At 74.5% G+C, this 17,292-nt stretch carries 16 protein-coding genes and 1 riboswitch; of the genes, 12 read left to right on the top strand and 4 right to left on the bottom strand.

All coding sequences use genetic code 11. The features are described from left to right. Positions 1 to 52: 52 nt before the first annotated feature. The 5 genes from ACLQ22_RS07730 to ACLQ22_RS07710 all read left to right on the top strand — a co-directional run bounded on the left by ACLQ22_RS07730 (position 53) and on the right by ACLQ22_RS07710 (position 5,945). A complete protein-coding gene (locus tag ACLQ22_RS07730) occupies positions 53 to 1,282 on the top strand; it encodes a winged helix-turn-helix domain-containing protein (protein ID WP_425691643.1) in 1,230 nt (409 codons plus the stop codon). Then, positions 1,279 to 1,932 carry a DUF2752 domain-containing protein gene (locus ACLQ22_RS07725; RefSeq protein ID WP_425691642.1) on the top strand — a complete coding sequence of 218 codons (654 nt, stop codon included), beginning with the start codon at positions 1,279 to 1,281 and terminating at the stop codon, positions 1,930 to 1,932. The genes ACLQ22_RS07730 and ACLQ22_RS07725 overlap by 4 nt, the downstream gene beginning before the upstream one ends. Positions 1,933 to 2,486: 554 nt before the next feature. Continuing rightward, entirely contained in the window at positions 2,487 to 3,224 is a 738-nt protein-coding gene (gene thyX / locus ACLQ22_RS07720) for an FAD-dependent thymidylate synthase (protein ID WP_121396030.1), read from the top strand. Positions 3,225 to 3,277: 53 nt separating this feature from the next. Continuing rightward, positions 3,278 to 4,204 (top strand): 4-hydroxy-tetrahydrodipicolinate synthase, encoded by a 927-nt coding sequence (gene dapA / locus ACLQ22_RS07715; protein WP_425691641.1) that lies wholly within the window; start codon positions 3,278 to 3,280, stop codon positions 4,202 to 4,204. Positions 4,205 to 4,256: 52 nt separating this feature from the next. Next, complete coding sequence (locus tag ACLQ22_RS07710; protein WP_425691640.1) at positions 4,257 to 5,945, top strand: ribonuclease J; 1,689 nt, start codon at positions 4,257 to 4,259, stop codon at positions 5,943 to 5,945. Between the two features lie 130 nt (positions 5,946 to 6,075). On the opposite strand, the gene ACLQ22_RS07705 is transcribed toward ACLQ22_RS07710, so the two are convergent. Next, a complete protein-coding gene (locus ACLQ22_RS07705; protein ID WP_425691639.1) occupies positions 6,076 to 7,725 on the bottom strand; it encodes a YbjN domain-containing protein in 1,650 nt (549 codons plus the stop codon). Then, positions 7,722 to 8,201, bottom strand: a complete 480-nt coding sequence (locus ACLQ22_RS07700) for a YbjN domain-containing protein (protein WP_425691638.1) — start codon at positions 8,199 to 8,201, stop codon at positions 7,722 to 7,724. Before ACLQ22_RS07700 ends, ACLQ22_RS07705 begins: the two co-directional genes overlap by 4 nt. A gap of 114 nt (positions 8,202 to 8,315) precedes the next feature. Here ACLQ22_RS07700 and ACLQ22_RS07695 point away from each other — a divergent pair, with 114 nt between their 5' ends. Then, the gene (locus tag ACLQ22_RS07695; RefSeq protein ID WP_425691637.1) at positions 8,316 to 10,763 is read left to right on the top strand and encodes a DNA translocase FtsK 4TM domain-containing protein; all 2,448 of its coding nucleotides are present in this window, start codon (positions 8,316 to 8,318) and stop codon (positions 10,761 to 10,763) included. 141 nt (positions 10,764 to 10,904) lie between these two features. Here the strand turns inward: ACLQ22_RS07695 and ACLQ22_RS07690 are convergent, their stop codons facing one another. Further along, positions 10,905 to 11,150: a hypothetical protein gene (locus ACLQ22_RS07690; protein WP_121396024.1), complete on the bottom strand. Its 246-nt coding sequence runs from the start codon at positions 11,148 to 11,150 to the stop codon at positions 10,905 to 10,907. 90 nt (positions 11,151 to 11,240) lie between these two features. Beyond that, positions 11,241 to 11,555 carry a DMT family transporter gene (locus ACLQ22_RS07685; protein WP_121396023.1) on the bottom strand — a complete coding sequence of 105 codons (315 nt, stop codon included), beginning with the start codon at positions 11,553 to 11,555 and terminating at the stop codon, positions 11,241 to 11,243. Positions 11,556 to 11,619: 64 nt separating this feature from the next. Beyond that, positions 11,620 to 11,685: riboswitch (guanidine-III (ykkC-III) riboswitch) on the bottom strand. A gap of 90 nt (positions 11,686 to 11,775) precedes the next feature. On the opposite strand from ACLQ22_RS07685, the gene ACLQ22_RS07680 reads away from it, so the two are divergent. The 6 genes from ACLQ22_RS07680 (at position 11,776) to ACLQ22_RS07655 (ending at position 17,292) form a co-directional block, all read left to right on the top strand. Beyond that, positions 11,776 to 12,699, top strand: coding sequence for an ornithine cyclodeaminase family protein (locus tag ACLQ22_RS07680; protein WP_425691636.1), 924 nt, complete (start codon positions 11,776 to 11,778; stop codon positions 12,697 to 12,699). Positions 12,700 to 12,784: 85 nt separating this feature from the next. Beyond that, positions 12,785 to 14,284 carry a 30S ribosomal protein S12 methylthiotransferase RimO gene (gene rimO, locus ACLQ22_RS07675; protein WP_425691635.1) on the top strand — a complete coding sequence of 500 codons (1,500 nt, stop codon included), beginning with the start codon at positions 12,785 to 12,787 and terminating at the stop codon, positions 14,282 to 14,284. 77 nt (positions 14,285 to 14,361) lie between these two features. Continuing rightward, positions 14,362 to 14,955 (top strand): CDP-diacylglycerol--glycerol-3-phosphate 3-phosphatidyltransferase, encoded by a 594-nt coding sequence (gene pgsA, locus ACLQ22_RS07670; protein ID WP_425691634.1) that lies wholly within the window; start codon positions 14,362 to 14,364, stop codon positions 14,953 to 14,955. A 91-nt stretch (positions 14,956 to 15,046) separates the two neighbouring features. Continuing rightward, positions 15,047 to 15,634, top strand: coding sequence for a CinA family protein (locus tag ACLQ22_RS07665; RefSeq protein WP_425691633.1), 588 nt, complete (start codon positions 15,047 to 15,049; stop codon positions 15,632 to 15,634). A 145-nt stretch (positions 15,635 to 15,779) separates the two neighbouring features. Next, the gene (locus tag ACLQ22_RS07660) at positions 15,780 to 16,214 is read left to right on the top strand and encodes a helix-turn-helix domain-containing protein (RefSeq protein WP_121396018.1); all 435 of its coding nucleotides are present in this window, start codon (positions 15,780 to 15,782) and stop codon (positions 16,212 to 16,214) included. A gap of 205 nt (positions 16,215 to 16,419) precedes the next feature. Continuing rightward, entirely contained in the window at positions 16,420 to 17,292 is an 873-nt protein-coding gene (locus ACLQ22_RS07655) for a PspA/IM30 family protein (protein WP_425691632.1), read from the top strand.

Raw genomic sequence — 17,292 nt, 5'->3', positions numbered from 1 at the left:
ATCGGTCCAGTGTCCGCACCGGTGTCGTACCGGTGGATTAGGGTGCCCGACGATGGCCGCACCGGAATCGCTCTCGCTCGCCCAGGCCCGCCGGGTGGCGCTCGCCGCCCAGGGCTTCGCCGACCCCGCGCCCACCGGCGCGCCCACCCGCCGGCACCTGCGCCGGGTGCTCGACCGGGTCGGGCTGATCCAGATGGACTCGGTCAACGTGCTGCAACGGGCGCACTACCTGCCGCTCTACAGCCGCCTCGGGCCCTACCCGACCTCGCTGCTCGACGCCGCCGCCTACCGCCGCCCCCGGGAGCTGTTCGAATACTGGGGGCACGAGGCGTCGCTGGTGCCCGTCGGGCTGCACCCGGTGTTGCGCTGGCGGATGGCCCGGGCCCGCTCGGAGGCCTGGGGCGGGATGCGGCGCATCGCCCAGGAGCAGCCCGGCCTGGTGGCCTGGGTCCGCGACGAGGTGGCCGCCCGGGGGCCGCTCACGGCCGCCGAGATCGAGCACGACGCGCCCCGGGAGACGGGCAACTGGGGGTGGAACTGGTCGGCGGTCAAGCGGGCGCTGGAGTTCCTGTTCTGGGCGGGGGAGGTGACGGCCGCCGACCGCACGACGTCGTTCGCCCGCCGCTACGACCTGCCGGAGCGGGTGCTGCCGGCAGCCGTGCTCGACGCGCCGACGCCGACCGACGCCGATGCCCACCGGACGCTGGTGGGCATCGCCGCGCGGTCGCTCGGGGTGGCCGCCGAGCCGGAGCTACGCGACTACTTCCGGCTGCCGGTGGCCGGGGCCCGGCAGGCCATCGCCGAACTGGTCGAGGCGGGCGAGCTGCTGCCGGTCGCCGTGCAGGGCTGGCGGCGGCCCGCCTGGCTGCACGCCGGGGCGCGGCTGCCCCGCTGGGTGCGCGGCAACACCCTCATCAGCCCGTTCGACCCGGTGGTCTGGGAGCGGGCCCGCGCCGAGCGGCTCTTCGACTTCAGCTACCGCATCGAGATCTACGTGCCGGCGCCACAGCGGGTGCACGGCTACTACGTGCTGCCGTTCCTGCAGGGGGAGCGGTTCACCGCCCGGGTCGACCTGAAGGCCGACCGGAAGGCCCGCGTGCTGCTGGTGCCGGCCGCCTGGGGCGAGCCGGGCGTCGACCGGGGCGAGACCGCGCTGGCGCTCGCCGCCGAGCTGCACCGCCTCGCCGGTTGGCTGGGCCTGGACGCGGTGGCCCCGCCCGCCGCCGGCGACCTGGCCGTCCCGCTGGCCGCCGCGCTGGCGGGCGTGGCCGGTGTACGGTGAGCGACGTGACGAGCGTTGACGGACCGGCCTCGGCGTCGCATCCGCAGACGGGTGGGCTCGACGCTCCGCCCCAGGCGGGTCCGGCCGCACCGGCCGGCGAATGGCCCACGGACCAGGCGCCGCCCCACCCGGGGTCGCCCTACCCCGGAGCGGCCCACCCCGGTTCGCCCTATCCGGGGGCGGCGCCCTACCCCGTCGCGGAGCCGGACCGGCTCACCCGCTTCGTCGTGCGCCTCTACGAGCGTTCCCCGCGCTGGGCGGTGCCCCTGGCCGCGCTCGGCTGCGTCGCCGCCGGCATCGGCTACGCGCTGATCAGCGACCCCACCCGATCGGCGCCCGACGCCGCGCCGACCTGCCTGCTCAAGCTCACCACGGGACTGGACTGCCCGGGCTGCGGCGGCACCCGCGCGCTCTGGTACGTGCTGCACGCCGACCTGCCGGCCGCGGCCCGGCACCACTTCCTCTTCGTCTTCGCGCTGCCCTTCCTGGCCTACCTCTTCGTCGCCTGGGCGGGCCGGCAGGCGTTCGGCTGGCGCCTGCCCGAGCTGCGGATCAGCTCCCGGGTGATCGGCGTCTTCCTGGCCTCCTGGCTGGCCTTCACGATCCTGCGCAACCTCCCCTGGGCACCCTTCACCTCCCTCTACGTCTGAGCCCAGCCGGCCGCCCTGCCCGCGTCGCCGGCCGCTCGCCCTGCCGGCCGCGCCGGGCGTCACCGTAGGAGGCCGGGACGCCTCAGCCGTCTCGGGGTGTGCGTCCTGTCGAGCTGAGTCGTTTACGACATCACGCCGCCAAGGCCCTTCGCTCTGCGGTCGGGCCGATTGGCGGCGGGTGGGGCCGGTCGTGGTGCGCGCTGAGGCTGCACTCGGTCGGGCCGGCCGGCGGCGGGGCGTTCGACCGAGGTCGCTCCCGAGCGCCCGCGGTCGGCCCGGCGTTTCCACGACTCGTCGCCGCTCGCCGATGTCGTAAACGATTCAGCTCGACAGCGCGCGGGAGGGGACGCCGGCCGGCCGTGCGCCAGTCGCGGCGTCCGACAGCGGAACGACGCGCGCCCCGCGTGTTCGATCACCCGGCTGCGTGTTCGACAGCTCAGCCGGGTGATCGACAGTGCACCGTCATCGACATTGCACCGTGATCGACGTTGCACCGGGCGAGCCTGGCTTGGGCGGGCCGGGGCCACGCCACTACAGTCCCAGGAATGCCGGAGATGGTGCAGCCCCAGGTCAAGCTCGTCGCGTGGACCCACTTCGAGGCGCCGGACGACGTGCCGTGGTCGACCGACGCCGAGGGCGGCCAGGCCCTCGCGGAGTTCGCCGGCCGGGCCTGCTACCAGAGCTGGAAGAAGCCGAACCCGGCCACCGCCACCAACGCCGGCTACCTCGCGCACATCCTGGAGGTCGGCCACCTGAGCGTGCTGGAGCACGGCTCGGTCAGCTTCTACTTCAGCGGGGTGTCCCGCTCCTTCACCCACGAGCTGATCCGGCACCGGCACTTCTCGTACTCCCAGCTCTCCCAGCGGTACGTGCCGGAGCGCGACGCGGCCATGGTCGAGCCCTCGGTGATCGCCGACGACCCGGAGCTGCACAAGAAGTTCGTGGAGGCCGCCGAGGCGAGCGTGCGGGCGTACAACGAGCTGCTGGAGGGGTTGGAACGGCGCTTCGCCGACGTGGAGAACGCCACGCTGCGGCGCAAGCAGGCCCGCCAGGCGGCCCGCGCGGTGCTGCCCAACGCCACCGAGACGCGCATCGTGGTCACCGGCAACTACCGGGCCTGGCGGCACTTCATCGCCATGCGCGCGACCGAGCACGCCGACGTGGAGATCCGCGAGCTGGCGGTGGAGTGCCTGCGGCAGCTCCAGGGTGTCGCCCCCAACGTCTTCGCCGACTTCGTCATCTCGGCCCTGCCCGACGGCACCGAGGTCGCGGCGAGCCCGCACGCCGAGTGAGTCCTGAGGGCTTCCCCGGCGGGGCGCCGGTGGTCGTCCGCTAGGTTGGTGGCATGACGCACGACCACCCTGACACGCCCGCCCGGGCGGTGTCCCGCCCCTTCGGGCGAGTGCTCACGGCCATGGTGACCCCGTTCACCGCCGACAGCTCGCTCGACCTCGACGGCGCCGCGCGGCTCGCCAGCTACCTGGTCGACGAGCAGGGCAACGACGCGCTGGTGGTCAACGGCACCACCGGCGAGTCGCCGACCACCACCGAGGCCGAGAAGGAACAGCTGATCCGGGCCGTGGTGGAGGCCGTCGGTGACCGCGCCAAGGTCGTGGCCGGGGTCGGCACCAACGACACCCGGCACACCATCGAGCTCTCCACGGCCGCCGAGAAGGCGGGCGCGCACGGCCTGCTCGTGGTCACCCCCTACTACAACAAGCCGCCGCAGAGCGGCCTGCTGCGGCACTTCACCGCCGTCGCGGACGCCACCGGGCTGCCGGTGATGCTCTACGACATCCCGCACCGGGCGGGCGTGCCGATCGACACCGAGACGATGGTGCGCCTGGCCGAACACGCCCGGATCGTCGCGGTGAAGGACGCCAAGGGCGACCTGACCGCCACGAGCTGGGTCACCAGCCGGACGAACCTCGCCTTCTACAGCGGCGAGGACTCGCTCACCCTGCCCTCGCTGGCCGTGGGCGGCGTGGGTGTGGTCGGCACCTCGACCCACTTCACGGGCGCGCTCACCAAGCAGATGATCGAGGCGTACGACGCGGGGGACACCGCCACCGCGCTGAGCCTGCACCGGCGGCTGCTGCCGCTGTTCACCGGCATCTTCCGTACCCAGGGCGTGATCCTGGTGAAGGCGGGCCTGGCGGTTGCCGGGCTGCCCGCCGGGCCGGTGCGTTCGCCGCTGGTCGACGCGACCGACGACGAGATCGCCCAGCTCCGCGCCGACAGCGCGGCGGCGGGCGTGGAACTTTCCGAATGACCGAACGACACGACGGACGCCGAGTGACGGCGTCGCAGAATGAGGTGGACGCGTGACCGAGGCGCACTTCGAGACGGAACTGCCCCCGCCACTGCCGGAGGGTGGGCTGCGGATCATTCCGCTCGGCGGGCTCGGCGCCATCGGTCGCAACATGACCGTCTTCGAGTACGACGGCAAGCTGCTGGTGGTCGACTGCGGGGTCCTCTTCCCCGACGTGGAGCAGCCCGGGGTCGACCTGATCCTGCCCGACTTCGGTCCGATCCTGGACCGGCTCGACGACGTCCAGGCGATCGTGCTGACCCACGGCCACGAGGACCACATCGGCGCGGTGCCGTACCTGCTCGCGCACAAGCCCGACATCCCGCTGGTCGGCTCCCAGTTCACCCTCGCCCTGGTCGAGGCGAAGCTGGCCGAGCGGCGGATCCAGCCCTACACGCTGACCGTGCGGGAGGGCGGCCGGGAGCGGCTCGGCCCGTTCGAGTGCGAGTTCTTCGCGGTCAACCACTCGATCCCCGACGCGCTCGCGGTGGCCATCCGCACGCCGGCCGGCCTGGTGCTGCACACCGGCGACTTCAAGATGGACCAGCTTCCGCTGGACGGCCGGATCACCGACCTGGCCGGGTTCGCCCGGCTCGGCGCCGAGGGCGTGGACCTGCTGCTCTCGGACTCCACCAACGCGGAGATCCCGGGCTTCGTCACCCCCGAGCGGGAGATCGGGCCGGTGCTCGACTCGATCTTCGCGAAGGCCAAGGGGCGGATCATCGTCGCGTCGTTCGCCTCGCACGTGCACCGGGTGCAGCAGGTGTTCGACTCCGCCGCCGAGCACGGCCGCAAGGTCGCCCTCATCGGCCGCTCCATGGTCCGCAACATGGGCATCGCCCGCGACCTGGGGCTGCTCAACATTCCGGCCGGGCTGGTCGTCGGGATCGAAGAGGCGACGAACATGCCGCCCGAGCAGATCGTGCTGATGTCCACCGGCTCGCAGGGCGAACCGATGAGCGCCCTGGGCCGGATGGCCAGCGGCGACCACCGGCACATCACCATCGCCCCCGGCGACACGGTGGTGCTCGCCTCGTCGCTGGTGCCCGGCAACGAGACCTCGGTCTACCGGGTGATCAACCGGCTGGCCCGCGCCGGCGCCGTGGTGGTGCACAAGGACGTGGCCAAGGTGCACGTCTCCGGTCACGCGCCCGCCGGCGAGCTGCTCTACCTGCTCAACGTGGTCCGGCCCAGCAACCTGATGCCGGTGCACGGCGAGTGGCGGCACCTGCGCGCGCACGCCCGGCTCGGCATCGAGTCCGGCGTCGCCCCCGACCGGGTGGTGCTCTGCGAGGACGGCGACGTCGTCGACCTCGTCGAGGGCCGGGCCAGCCTGGTCGGGCACGTGAAGAGCCGCTACGTCTACGTCGACGGCCTCGCCGTCGGCGACGTCAGCGAGTCGCTGCTCACCGAGCGTCGGATCCTCGGCGACGGCGGGTTCATCGCCACCACCGTGGTGGTCGACTCGGTCACCGGCAAGGTGGTGGGCGGCCCGACCCTGTCGGCAAAGGGCTTCTCGGAGGACCCGGAGGCGTTCAGCCCGGTGATCCCGCTGGTCACCGAGGCGCTGAACCGGGCGGCCTCCGACGGCATCACCGACCCGCACCAGCTCCAGCAGATCGTCCGGCGCACCGTGGGACGGTGGGTGAACGACGCGTACCGGCGTCGGCCCATGATCGTTCCCACCGTCGTCGAGGTCTGACCCGCTCCGCCGCGACGCCCGCCCGCACCCCGTGTGCCGGCGGGCGTCGCCGCGTCCGGGCGGGCCCGCGAGCCGGCCGGTGAGGTCCGGCGGGTTTCGGACCTCACCGGTGGGTCGCCGCCCGGCCCGGTCAGGGCAGGGCGGCCACGGCCTGGGCGTACGCGACGCCGGTCTCCACGGCCGCGTCGAGCAGCACCGTGAGCTGGGCCGGGGCCACCCCGTGCGCCAGGTCGGTGGCGACGTGCCCGGCCAGCAGCAGCTCGCCCTCCCGCTCGTGCACGTACGCCTTCGGCAGCAGCCGGTCGTGGTTCCAGGCGTTGCAGAAGGCGTACGCCTCCGCGAGCCGGTCGGCCGGCAGCCGGCGGTTCGCCACGGACCGGGCCTGGAGGATCTCGCCCCGCTCACCGGCGCGCCGGAACTGGATCAGCGCCTCGCCCCACCGGCCCGTGACGGCGCCACGGTCGTCGACGGCGTACGGGTCCCCGCGCCGGTCCAGCTCGGCGGTGATCATCGCCAGGCTAAGCGGGCGCGGCTCCCCGTCCGGCGGGTCCTCGTGGGGCGGGTCGTCGGCGTCGTCGTCCGGGTCGTCGTCGGGCGGCAGGGGCACCGGCGCGGCGGTCGGCCGTCCGGCCAGCCAGGACGCGATCCGGCCGGACTGGTGGCCGGTGCCGTTGCGGGCGTCGAAGCTGCCGGCCAGCGCGGTGGCCACCCCGAGCAGGGTGGCGCCGAGCGTGGCCACGTCGAGCTCGGCGGCCGGGCGCACCCCGTACGCCGGGCGGTGCACCGTCCGCCCGCCGAGCCCCGCCTCCACGGCGAGGGCGCAGACCAGCGCCCCGGCGGCGGCGAACTCCATCGCGGACAGGTCGTCGTGCGGCCGGTCCAGCCGGGGCAGCTGCTCGGCGAGGACGTCGAGGCCCCGAGCGGGGTGCCCGGCCAGCGCACACCACCGCAGGTGCGTGGCGAGGAACCCGAAGGCGGTCTGCTCCCGCCGGTGCCGCCGGTACGCCCGGACGTGCGCCTCGGCCGCCCGCTCCGGCTCCCCGGCCCGCAGCCAGGACAGCAGCCCGGCGACCAGCGTCCGCTCCGGCTGCTCGGTGCAGTCGACGCCGCCGGGCGGGGAGTCATCCAGGGCGGCCAGCGCGGCCCGGTGGTCGCCCCAGCCGGCGAGCAGTTCCGCCCGCCGGGCCGACGCACAGTCCGGGCAGCCACCGACCGGTCCCGGATCGGCCGTCGCCCAGCGCTCGTACCACCGCCGGGCGGTGGGCTCGTCGCCGAGGTGGTCGGCGATGCGGCAGCGCAGCTCGGCGACCACCGCCGGATCGTCGGCGGCGCGCGCGGCGAGGTCGTCCAGCATGGAACGGGCCTGGTCCAGCCCGACCCGGGGCGAGCCGAGCAGGGCCTCGACCGCGTACCGCCGGTAGCGCCGCAGCAGCTCGGCCTGGTCTTCCGCGAGCAGGTCGGGGCGGCGTTGGGCGGTGGCGAGGCAGCGGCGCACCGGCTCGACCAGCCGCCACCGCTGCCCGTGCAGGAGGTACGCCTCGATCAGCGCGAACCGGGCCGCCAGCGCCGTCCGGTCGTCGCCCGTGGCGTCGGCATGCGCGACGATCCGTTCCAGCTCGGTGCTGCGGGCCTCGCCGTCGGGGGTGTCGCGGGCGTCGGCGAGCGCTCCGGCCAGCGCGGGGTCGGGCTGCCGGCCCCCGCGCCGCAGCCCGCTCCACCAGCCGGGCAGCCCGAACGGGTCGAGGCCTCGACCGGCCAGGTCCCCGCTGCGGCCCGTCACGCCACCACCCCGCCGGGCAGCCGGGCCACCTCGGTGGCGAGCTGGCAGCCGGTGGCGATGCCGCAGTCGAGCAGCCGGTCGAGCTGGTGCGCGGTGACGCCGCGTTCCAGGTCGGTGATGACCTCGCCGCAGATCCGGGCCCGCCCGTCGTCCTCGACGTGCACGAACGCCTTCGGCCAGAGCCGGTCGTGGTTCCACGCGTTGCAGAAGGCGTGCAGCGCCGGCACGTACTCGATGGGGAACGCCGGCGCGGTCAGGGTGCGGACCTGGAGCAGCTCGCCGTTGGATCCGGGGCGCAGGAACCAGATCAGGCTGTCGTCCCAGCGGCCGACCAGGTCGCCGTCGGGGTCGGCCTGGACGTGGTATCCCCGGCTGGCCAGCACGGCGGCGATCAGGTCGCCGGTCAGCGGCTCCAGCGCCCCCGGGTGCCCGGCCAGCGGGCCGTCCCGGCCGTCCTCGGTTCCCGGCGACGCCATGGGGGCAACCCTTCTGAGGCAGATATCACGTGACGCGGCGGGGCCCGCGCTGCGACACGCGGACACGACCCGGAAAGGCGGCGATCTGCCGGGTCACGCCATTAGGTTGATGCTATGGCGGGCCGTACCTCTCAGGCGAGCCGGCGGCGCGGCGCGTCGCCGCGTGGCACCACGAACAGTCGTGCCCGGCAGCCGGCGAAGAAGGCCGGCCGGGCGGCGCCCCGGCGGCGGCCGGCGGCCCGGCCGGGCCCGGGTCCGATGGTCGGGCAGGCGGTCCGCGCACTGTGGATGGGGATGGCGCACGGCGTCGGCTGGGCGTTCCGGCAGGCCGGCTCCGCCCGGGGGCTCGACCCGGAGCAGCGCCGTGACGGCGCGGGCCTGCTGGTCTTCGGCCTCGCCCTGCTCAGCGCGGTGGCCCTCTGGTTCTCCGGCGCCGGCCCGGTCGGCGCCCGGCTGGCCGACACCTTCCGGCTCTTCCTCGGGGCGATCTCGGTCGTGGTGCCGGTGCTGCTGATGATCGGCGCCTGGCGGCTGATGCGCGAGCCCGTCGATCCCGAGCACCGCGGCCGGGGGCTGGTCGGCTGGACGTCCATGCTGGTCGCCACCGCCGCGATGCTGCACATCGGACAGGACCCGGCCGACGCGGGCCAGCGCGACTTCGCCGGCGGTCTGGTCGGCGCCGGCGTCGGCAGCCTGATGGAGCGGGCGGTCACCGCCTGGGTGGCCGTGCCGCTGCTGATCCTGCTGCTGGTCTTCGGCCTGCTGGTGGTCACCGCGACCCCGATCAACAAGGTCCCGGAGCGGCTCGGCCTGCTGTTCGGCACCCGGATCGCCCCGCCGGTCGTGGAGGAGACGGACGAGGCGCCCGCCAGGCCGGCGCCCCGCAAGCGCCCGGCGAAGCGGGCGGCCCCGCCGCCGCCCGAGCCGGGGGAGTTCGACGACGACCTCGACGGGGTGGACCTCCAGGACACCCTGGTGCTGCCCCGCAAGCCCCCGGGCAGGGTGCCGGCCAGCCGCAAGCCGGCGGAGCCGCCGGAGCACTCGCCCGCGCCGACGCGGGCCGAGCAGCTCGCGCTGACCGGGCTGGCGGGCGACTACACGCTGCCGCCGGCGAACATCCTCGGCAGCGGCGCGGCCCCGAAGTCCCGGAGCAAGGCCAACGACGAGGTGATCGTCGCGCTCACCGGCGTCTTCGAGCAGTTCGGCGTGGACGCCGCCGTCACCGGGTTCACCCGCGGCCCGACCGTCACCCGCTACGAGGTGGAGCTGGGCCCGGGCGTCAAGGTCGAGCGCATCACCCAGCTCTCCCGCAACATCGCGTACGCCGTGAAGTCGCCGGACGTGCGGATCCTCAGCCCGATCCCGGGCAAGAGCGCGGTCGGGGTGGAGATCCCGAACACCGACCCGGAGAACGTGGCGCTCGGCGACGTGCTGCGGTCGCGGGCCGCCTCCAGCGACCACCATCCGATGGTGGTGGCGCTCGGCAAGGACATCGAGGGCGGCTACGTGGTGGCCAACCTCGCCAAGATGCCGCACATCCTGATCGCCGGCGCGACCGGCGCGGGCAAGTCGTCGTGCCTGAACTCGCTGCTGGTGTCCATCCTCACCCGGGCCACCCCGGACGAGGTGCGGCTGCTGCTGATCGACCCGAAGCGGGTCGAGATGACGGGCTACGAGGGCATCCCGCACCTGGTCACCCCGATCGTGACCAACGCCAAGAAGGCGGCCGACTCGCTGGAGTGGGTCGTCCGCGAGATGGACATGCGCTACGACGACCTCGCCGCCAACGGGGTCCGGCACATCGACGACTTCAACCGCAAGGTGCGCAACGGCGAGATCAAGGCGCCGCCGGGCAGCGAGCGGGAGATGCGCCCGTACCCGTACCTGCTGGTGATCGTGGACGAGCTGGCCGACCTGATGATGGTCGCGCCGCGCGACGTGGAGGACTCGGTCGTCCGGATCACCCAGCTCGCCCGCGCGGCCGGCATCCACCTGGTGCTGGCCACCCAGCGCCCGTCGGTCGACGTGGTCACCGGCCTGATCAAGGCCAACGTGCCGTCGCGCCTGGCGTTCGCCACCTCCTCGCTGGCCGACTCGCGGGTCATCCTCGACCAGCCGGGCGCGGAGAAGCTGCTGGGTCGCGGCGACGGCCTGTTCCTGCCGATGGGCGCCTCGAAGCCGATCCGGATCCAGGGCGCCTGGGTGACCGAGCGCGAGATCGCCGACGTGGTGAAGTTCTGCAAGGACCAGCGCGAGCCGGAGTTCCGCCCGGACGTGCTCGTCGCGCCGGACGCCGGCAAGAAGAAGATCGACGAGGAGATCGGCGACGACCTCGACCTGCTGGTGCAGGCGGTCGAGCTGGTGGTCACCTCGCAGTTCGGCTCGACCTCGATGCTCCAGCGCAAGCTGCGGGTCGGCTTCGCCAAGGCGGGGCGGCTGATGGACCTCATGGAGACCCGGGGCGTGGTCGGCCCGTCGGAGGGGTCCAAGGCCCGTGACGTGCTGGTCAAGCCGGACGAGCTGGAGGAGGTCCTGGTCGGCCTGCGCGGCGGCGAGGACTAGGACCGGCCGGCCGCTGACGGCGCGGAGGGCGTTCCCGGTCGTCACCGGCGGGGGCTGAGCCGGGCAACCGCCCGGCAGGCGCACAGGCGACGGGCCCGCCGGCACGCCGGCGGGCCCGGTCTTCGCCCGGGGGAGCGGGGGTCAGTTGTTGACGAGCGCGTTGATGATCAGCAGGCTGATGACGATGGCGGCCACGTTGGCGGCGGCGGCGTACCAGCCGAGCGGCTTGTCGCCGAGCACGGCGCCGACGATGCCCAGGACCAGCCCGATCACGCCGAAGACGAGCGGGTTGAGCAGGAGCGCGAGGACCGCGAACACGAAGCCCAGGATCGTGCAGATGCGGGCGGCGTTGGTGCGCGGGCGGGCGGTCGAGTGCATGTTGGCCATGTCTGCCTCCGTGGGTGAGAGCCTTTCCGGTGCCAGGCACAGCTCTACCCACTGTGGTCTTCCGTCACGCCTCGCGCCGGAGGACGCCGGTCAGTGGAAGACCTTCAGGCCGACGACGCCGGCGACCACCAGCAGCAGGCAGGCGATCCGGGGCAGACTGGCCGGCTCGTTCAGCGCGAGCATCCCGACCAGGGCGGTGCCGACCGCCCCGATGCCGACCCAGACGACGTAGCCGGTGCCGACCGGGATCTCGCGCAGCGCGTACGCCAGGCCGGCCATGCTGAGCACCAGGGTCACCACGAAGACCAGCGACGGGACGAGCCGGGTGAAGCCGGCGCTGCGGTCGAGGGCGATCGCCCACGCGGTCTCGAGAAGTCCGGAGATCACCAGAACGATCCAGGCCATGGAAGATCACCTCTGCGTAGGCGCCCGGACCATCGGGCCGGGAAGAGTGGGCTCGGTACACACACGCGGGGCGTCTTGGCCTGACCGGGTACGCCCACCACTCGTCCGGGGCGACCTCGGGCCGCCACGACCGACGGTAGCACCGGACGGGCGGTGCCCGGGGTGAGCCGGGCCACCACGGGTTGACGTGAACCTCGCTTCAACTTGCAGTATCGGGGGTATGCCGCTGCTCTTCTCCGATCCCGAGGTCGCCGCCGCGCTGGACGCCCCCACCACGGTCGCCGCGATGCGGGACGCCCTGCTCGCCGCGTACGCGGGCCGCCTGGTGGCCCCGCCCCGGGCCGCCGCGCCGCTGGGCGGGGGACGGATGGTGCTCACCGCCGGCCACCTCACCGGCGAGTGGTACGGCTACCGCTCGTACGACACGTTCGGGCACCCGGAGAGCGAGCAGGTGGTCGTGCTGCACGACGGGCGTACCGGGGCGGTCCGGGCGGTGGCGGTCGGGGAGGAGCTGGGCTCCCGGCGTACCGGCGGGCTCGGCGGGGTCGCCGTGGACGCCCTGGCCCGGCCGGACGCCGCCACCCTGGGCGTGATCGGCTCCGGCGGGCAGGCGTGGACCCAGGTCTGGGCCGCCGCCGCCGTCCGCCCGCTGCGCGAGGTCACCGTGCACAGCCGCTCCGCCGCCCGGCGGGAGGCGTTCGCCGCCCGCGTCCGCGCCGAGCTGGGCGTGCCGGCGCGGGCGGTGGACTCGGCGCGGGCCGCCGTCCGCGACCGCGACGTCGTGGTGCTCGCCACCACCGCCGTCGGCCCCGTGCTCGACGCCGCCGACCTGGCCCCCGGCACCCACGTCAACACGGTCGGCTTCAAGCAGGTCGACCGGCACGAGTTCGGCACCGACCTGCTGGACGCCGCCGACCTGCTGGTCACCGACTCGCTGGCGCAGGCGGCCGCGTACGACCCGCCGATGCTGGCGACGCTGCCCGCGTACGCCGGGCGGTTGCGCGACCTGGGCGCGGTGCTGGCCGGCGCCGTCGCGGGCCGGACCGGCGCGGACCAGGTTTCGGTCTTCTGCTCGACCGGCCTGGCCGGCACGGAGGTCCTCCTGCTCGACCGGCTGGTCGGGGTCGGCGCGGCGGCGGTCTGAGCCGGTCGGGCGGCGGGGAGTGTGCGCCGGCCGGTGCGGGCGGCCCGCCGTTGACGGCCGCCGCCCACCCGCCCGGTACCCTCGGATGGTGTCTGCCACCTCCCCTTCCCCGACCGACGGCCGCCGTGTCGCCCTGCTGACCCTGGGCTGTGCCCGCAACGAGGTCGACTCGGAGGAGCTGGCCGCCCGGCTGCACGCCGACGGCTGGCAGGTCACCACCGACGGCGAGGGCGCCGACGTGGTGGTCGTCAACACGTGCGGCTTCGTGGAGAAGGCGAAGCAGGACTCCATCCAGACCCTGCTGGCCGCCGCCGACACCGGCGCCAAGGTGGTCGCCGCCGGCTGCATGGCCGAGCGGTACGGCCGCGAGCTGGCCGACAGCCTCCCCGAGGCGCAGGCGGTGCTGAGCTTCGACGACTACCCGGACATCGCCGCTCGGCTGGACGCGGTGGTGGCCGGCGAGCGGATCGGCGCGCACACCCCGCGCGACCGGCGCGAGCTGCTGCCCCTCACCCCCGTCTCCCGGCGGGACAGCGGGGTGTCGCTGCCCGGCCACGGCACCCCGGTGCGGGGCGTCACCGAGACCGACGAGCACACCCCGGCCCACCTGCGCCAGGTGCTGCGCCACCGGCTCGACACCGGCCCGGTCGCCTCGCTCAAGCTGGCCAGCGGCTGCGACCGGCGCTGCGCGTTCTGCGCCATCCCCGCCTTCCGCGGCGCCTTCGTCTCCCGTACGCCCGACGAGCTGCTCGCCGAGGCGGAGTGGCTGGCCAAGACCGGCGTACGCGAGCTGGTGCTGGTCAGCGAGAACTCCACCTCCTACGGCAAGGACCTGGGCGACCCCCGGGCGCTGGAGAAGCTGCTGCCGCAGCTCGCCGCGATCGACGGCATCGTCCGGGTGCGGGCGAGCTACCTCCAGCCGGCCGAGACCCGGCCCGGCCTGGTCGAGGCGATCGCCACCACGCCCGGCGTGGCGCCCTACTTCGACCTGTCGTTCCAGCACTCCAGCGAGCCGGTGCTGCGCCGGATGCGCCGCTTCGGCTCCACCGAGCGGTTCCTGGAGCTGCTGGCGGGCGCCCGCGCGTTGGCCCCGGCCGCGGGCGCGCGGAGCAACTTCATCGTCGGCTTCCCCGGCGAGACCCGCGGCGACTACCAGGAGCTGGTCCGGTTCCTGACCGAGGCCCGGCTCGACGCGATCGGGGTGTTCGACTACAGCGACGAGGACGGCACCGAGGCCGCCGGGCTGCCCGGCAAGGTCTCCGCCGCCACGGTCAAGCGTCGCTACGACAAGCTCAGCGCGCTCGCCGACGAGCTGTGCTCGCAGCGCGCCGAGGAACGCCTGGGCTCCACGGTCGAGGTGCTCGTCGACTCGGTCGACGACGGCGTGGTCGAGGGCCGGGCGGCCCACCAGGCCCCCGAGGTCGACGGCTCGACCACCCTCGTCGCCCCGTCCGGCGGCGGGGTGGACCTGGCCGCGCTGCGCCCGGGCGACCTGGTGCGGGCGACGGTCACCGGCACCGAAGGGGTGGACCTGGTCGCGGTCCCGGATGAGATGATCTCGGCTGCGCCCGGCGCAACACGGTGACGGCGGGCCCGGACGGAGCGGGGGAGCCACGTGGTGGGGTGTCAGGTGCGCCACGGAGGCCGCGGCGGGGTGCGGCGGTGACCGGGGCGACGGACTCGACGCCCGCGCCGGTGGTGGCCGGCGTGCCCGTGCTGAACGCGGCCAACGCGCTCACCGCGCTGCGGCTGGTCCTGGTGCCGGTCTTCGCGGCGTCCGTGGTCGCCTCGGCGATGAGCCACGCCGGCTGGCGGATGGTCGCCTGTCTGATCTTCGCCGTCGCCTCGGCGACAGACCTGGTGGACGGCTGGATCGCCCGCCGGTTCGCCCTGGTCACCTCGGTGGGCAAGGTGGCCGACCCGATCGCCGACAAAGCCCTCACCGGGGCGGCGCTGCTGCTGCTCTCCTGGTACGACCAGCTGCCGTGGTGGGTGACCGCCGTGATCCTCGTCCGCGAGCTGGGCATCACCGCGCTGCGCTTCTGGGTGATCCGGCACGGCGTGATCGCGGCCAGCCGGGGCGGCAAGATCAAGACTGCGCTCCAGATCCTGGCCATCACCTGGTACCTGTGGCCGATGCCGGACGCGCTGGCCGCCGTCGGCCCGTGGATCATGGCCGCCGCGGTCGGCGTCACGGTGATCACCGGCTTCGACTACGTCGCCCAGGCCCTCCGGCTCCGCCGCCCCGCCGCCTGACCGCCGCCCCGCCCAGCTGACCCGGCGCCCGTCCGCCGGGCCGGTCGGTAAGGATGAGTAGGGCCGGCGGGGCGGGGAAAGGATCCGGGACATGGACAGTGACGTTGACGGAGCGCGGCCGGTCGGGAGTCCGGCGGCCGGCGTGGTGCACAGCCTCTCGGAACGGCACGAGACCCTCGCCACCGTCGAGTCGCTGACGGGCGGCCTGCTGGCCGCCTCGATCGTGGAGATCGCGGGGGTGAGCGGGATCTACCGGGGCGGCCTGGTGGTCTACGCCACCGAGCTCAAGTCGCAGCTCGCCGGCGTGCCGGAGGACCTGCTGGCCGACCGGGGGCCGGTCGACCCGGACGTGGCGGCGGCCCTCGCGGAGGGTGGGCGGCACCGCTGCGGGGCCGACTGGGGCCTCGCCACCACCGGGGTGGCCGGCCCGGAACCGCAGGACGGCAAGCCCGTCGGGCTCGTCTACGTCGCCGTGGCCGGGCCGTCCGGCACCCACATCCGGCAGCTCGACCTGGACGGCGGTCGCGACCACATCCGCTCCGCCGCGGTCGTCGAGGCGCTGCGGCTGCTCGCCGCGCGGATCCACGAGACGGCCGCGGCCGGGGCGGAGGAGGCCGACACCCCGGCGGCCGGGGCCGACGACGGGCGGGCCGACGCGGCGGGCGCGGGGCGCCGTTGACGCTCTCCCCGCGATCCGAGGGGCGGGGTGGGATGTCGTGGGGGCCCGCAACGGGTACGGTTGCGGGAAGGCTCCGACGACCGGTCCGGCTCGACGTGCCGGACGGGCCGCGTGGACGAGTGGTGTCCCTCAGGGGGAGGTGCGAATGGTCCTGCTACGCCGCGTGATCGGTGACGCACTGCGGGCGCGCCGGCAGGGGCAGCACCGCACCCTGCGCGAGGTCTCCTCCGCCGCCAACGTCAGCCTCGGCTACCTTTCCGAGATCGAGCGCGGCCAGAAGGAGCCCTCCAGCGAGCTGCTGGCCGCGATCTGCGACGCCCTCGGTGCGCGCCTGTCCGAGCTGCTGCGTGAGGTCAGCGACACCGTCGCCCTCGCCGAGCAGATGCCCGGCGTGCTGGTGCCGGTGCAGGACGAGCCGGCCGCGCCCGTCGCCGTGCGCAGGAGCACGGGTCGGGGCGTCCACCAGGTCAGCTCCGACGGCACGGTCGCCGTCCAGGTCCGCCAGGACTCCCCGCTCAAGGCCACCCTGCGCAGCTCCCGGGTCCGCGGCAGCGAGCGCGACGTGGTCTGCGCCGCCTGATCCACCCCCTCTCGCGCCACGTGGTCGGCCTCGACGGCGCCGCGTACCCTTGATCGCGGACGGCGTCGGCGCTCGCTTCGCTCGCCGGTACGGATGCCCCGGTGGCGTCCGGCTGGGACGATGGAGCCACTGCCGTGCGGGAGCCGGCCGGGAGCACCCGGCGCGGTCGAGGCGGAGCGACGCTACTCAAGGGGGCAACGCAAAGATGGCTAACCCGTTCGTCAAGGGGTGGAAGTACCTGATGGCGCTCTTCGGCGCCAGGATCGACGAGCACGCCGATCCGAAGGTGCAGATCCAGCAGGCCATCGAGGAGGCCCAGCGTCAGCACCAGGCGCTGGTCCAGCAGGCCGCCGCCGTGATCGGCAACCAGCGGCAGCTGGAGATGAAGCTGTCCCGCCAGATGACCGAGGTCGAGCGGTTGCAGGCCAACGCCCGCCAGGCCCTGGTCCTCGCCGACCAGGCCCGCGCCCGGGGCGACGAGGCCGAGGCCGGCCGCTACGAGCAGTCCGCGCAGATGCTGGCCACCCAGCTGGTCTCGGCCGAGCAGGCCACGGAGGACCTGAAGACCCTGCACGACCAGGCGCTTGCCGCCGCCGCCCAGGCCCGCCGGGCGGTCGAGAACAACTCGATGATCCTCCAGCAGAAGCTCGCCGAGCGCACCAAGCTGCTCAGCCAGCTTGAGCAGGCCAAGATGCAGGAGAGCGTGGCCCGCTCGCTGGAGTCGATGTCCTCCCTGACCGCCCCCGCCAACACGCCCTCGCTCGACGAGGTGCGCGACCGCATCGAGCAGCGGTACGCCACGGCGATGGGCCGCGCCGAGCTGGCCGGCAACTCCGTCGAGGGCCGCATGCTGGAGATCCAGAAGTCGACCCTCGACTCGGCCGGCTCTTCCCGGCTGGAACAGATCCGGTCGAGCATGGCCGGCGAGCAGCTCGGCGGCAAGCAGGAACGACCGGCCGCGGAGCAGGCCCAGCCCGCCGCGCCGGCCGCCGACCCGGCGGCCGCCGCCCGGCTGAACGAGATCCGGGCCAGCATGGGCCCGGAGCGCGGCACCGGAGACACCACCGCCGCCGGCTGA

Origin of the sequence: Micromonospora sp. DT178 (assembly GCF_049841695.1) — a bacterium.
Taxonomy (GTDB): Bacteria; Actinomycetota; Actinomycetes; order Mycobacteriales; family Micromonosporaceae; genus Micromonospora.
Note: the sequence above shows the minus strand (reverse complement) of the source record. Positions and strands in the feature narration are given on the sequence as shown.

What these genes read in the sequence shown, in the direction of transcription:
- ACLQ22_RS07700 (WP_425691638.1), bottom strand. Translation starts at nt 8,201, where the DNA reads ATGGCGTCGCCGGGAACCGAGGACGGCCGGGACGGCCCGCTGGCCGGG.
- ACLQ22_RS07665 (WP_425691633.1), top strand. Translation starts at nt 15,047, where the DNA reads ATGGACAGTGACGTTGACGGAGCGCGGCCGGTCGGGAGTCCGGCGGCC.
- ACLQ22_RS07690 (WP_121396024.1), bottom strand. Translation starts at nt 11,150, where the DNA reads ATGGCCAACATGCACTCGACCGCCCGCCCGCGCACCAACGCCGCCCGC.
- ACLQ22_RS07730 (WP_425691643.1), top strand. Translation starts at nt 53, where the DNA reads ATGGCCGCACCGGAATCGCTCTCGCTCGCCCAGGCCCGCCGGGTGGCG.
- thyX (WP_121396030.1), top strand. Translation starts at nt 2,487, where the DNA reads ATGGTGCAGCCCCAGGTCAAGCTCGTCGCGTGGACCCACTTCGAGGCG.
- ACLQ22_RS07685 (WP_121396023.1), bottom strand. Translation starts at nt 11,555, where the DNA reads ATGGCCTGGATCGTTCTGGTGATCTCCGGACTTCTCGAGACCGCGTGG.
- ACLQ22_RS07660 (WP_121396018.1), top strand. Translation starts at nt 15,780, where the DNA reads ATGGTCCTGCTACGCCGCGTGATCGGTGACGCACTGCGGGCGCGCCGG.
- ACLQ22_RS07680 (WP_425691636.1), top strand. Translation starts at nt 11,776, where the DNA reads ATGCCGCTGCTCTTCTCCGATCCCGAGGTCGCCGCCGCGCTGGACGCC.
- dapA (WP_425691641.1), top strand. Translation starts at nt 3,278, where the DNA reads ATGACGCACGACCACCCTGACACGCCCGCCCGGGCGGTGTCCCGCCCC.
- rimO (WP_425691635.1), top strand. Translation starts at nt 12,785, where the DNA reads ATGGTGTCTGCCACCTCCCCTTCCCCGACCGACGGCCGCCGTGTCGCC.
- ACLQ22_RS07655 (WP_425691632.1), top strand. Translation starts at nt 16,420, where the DNA reads ATGGCTAACCCGTTCGTCAAGGGGTGGAAGTACCTGATGGCGCTCTTC.
- ACLQ22_RS07695 (WP_425691637.1), top strand. Translation starts at nt 8,316, where the DNA reads ATGGCGGGCCGTACCTCTCAGGCGAGCCGGCGGCGCGGCGCGTCGCCG.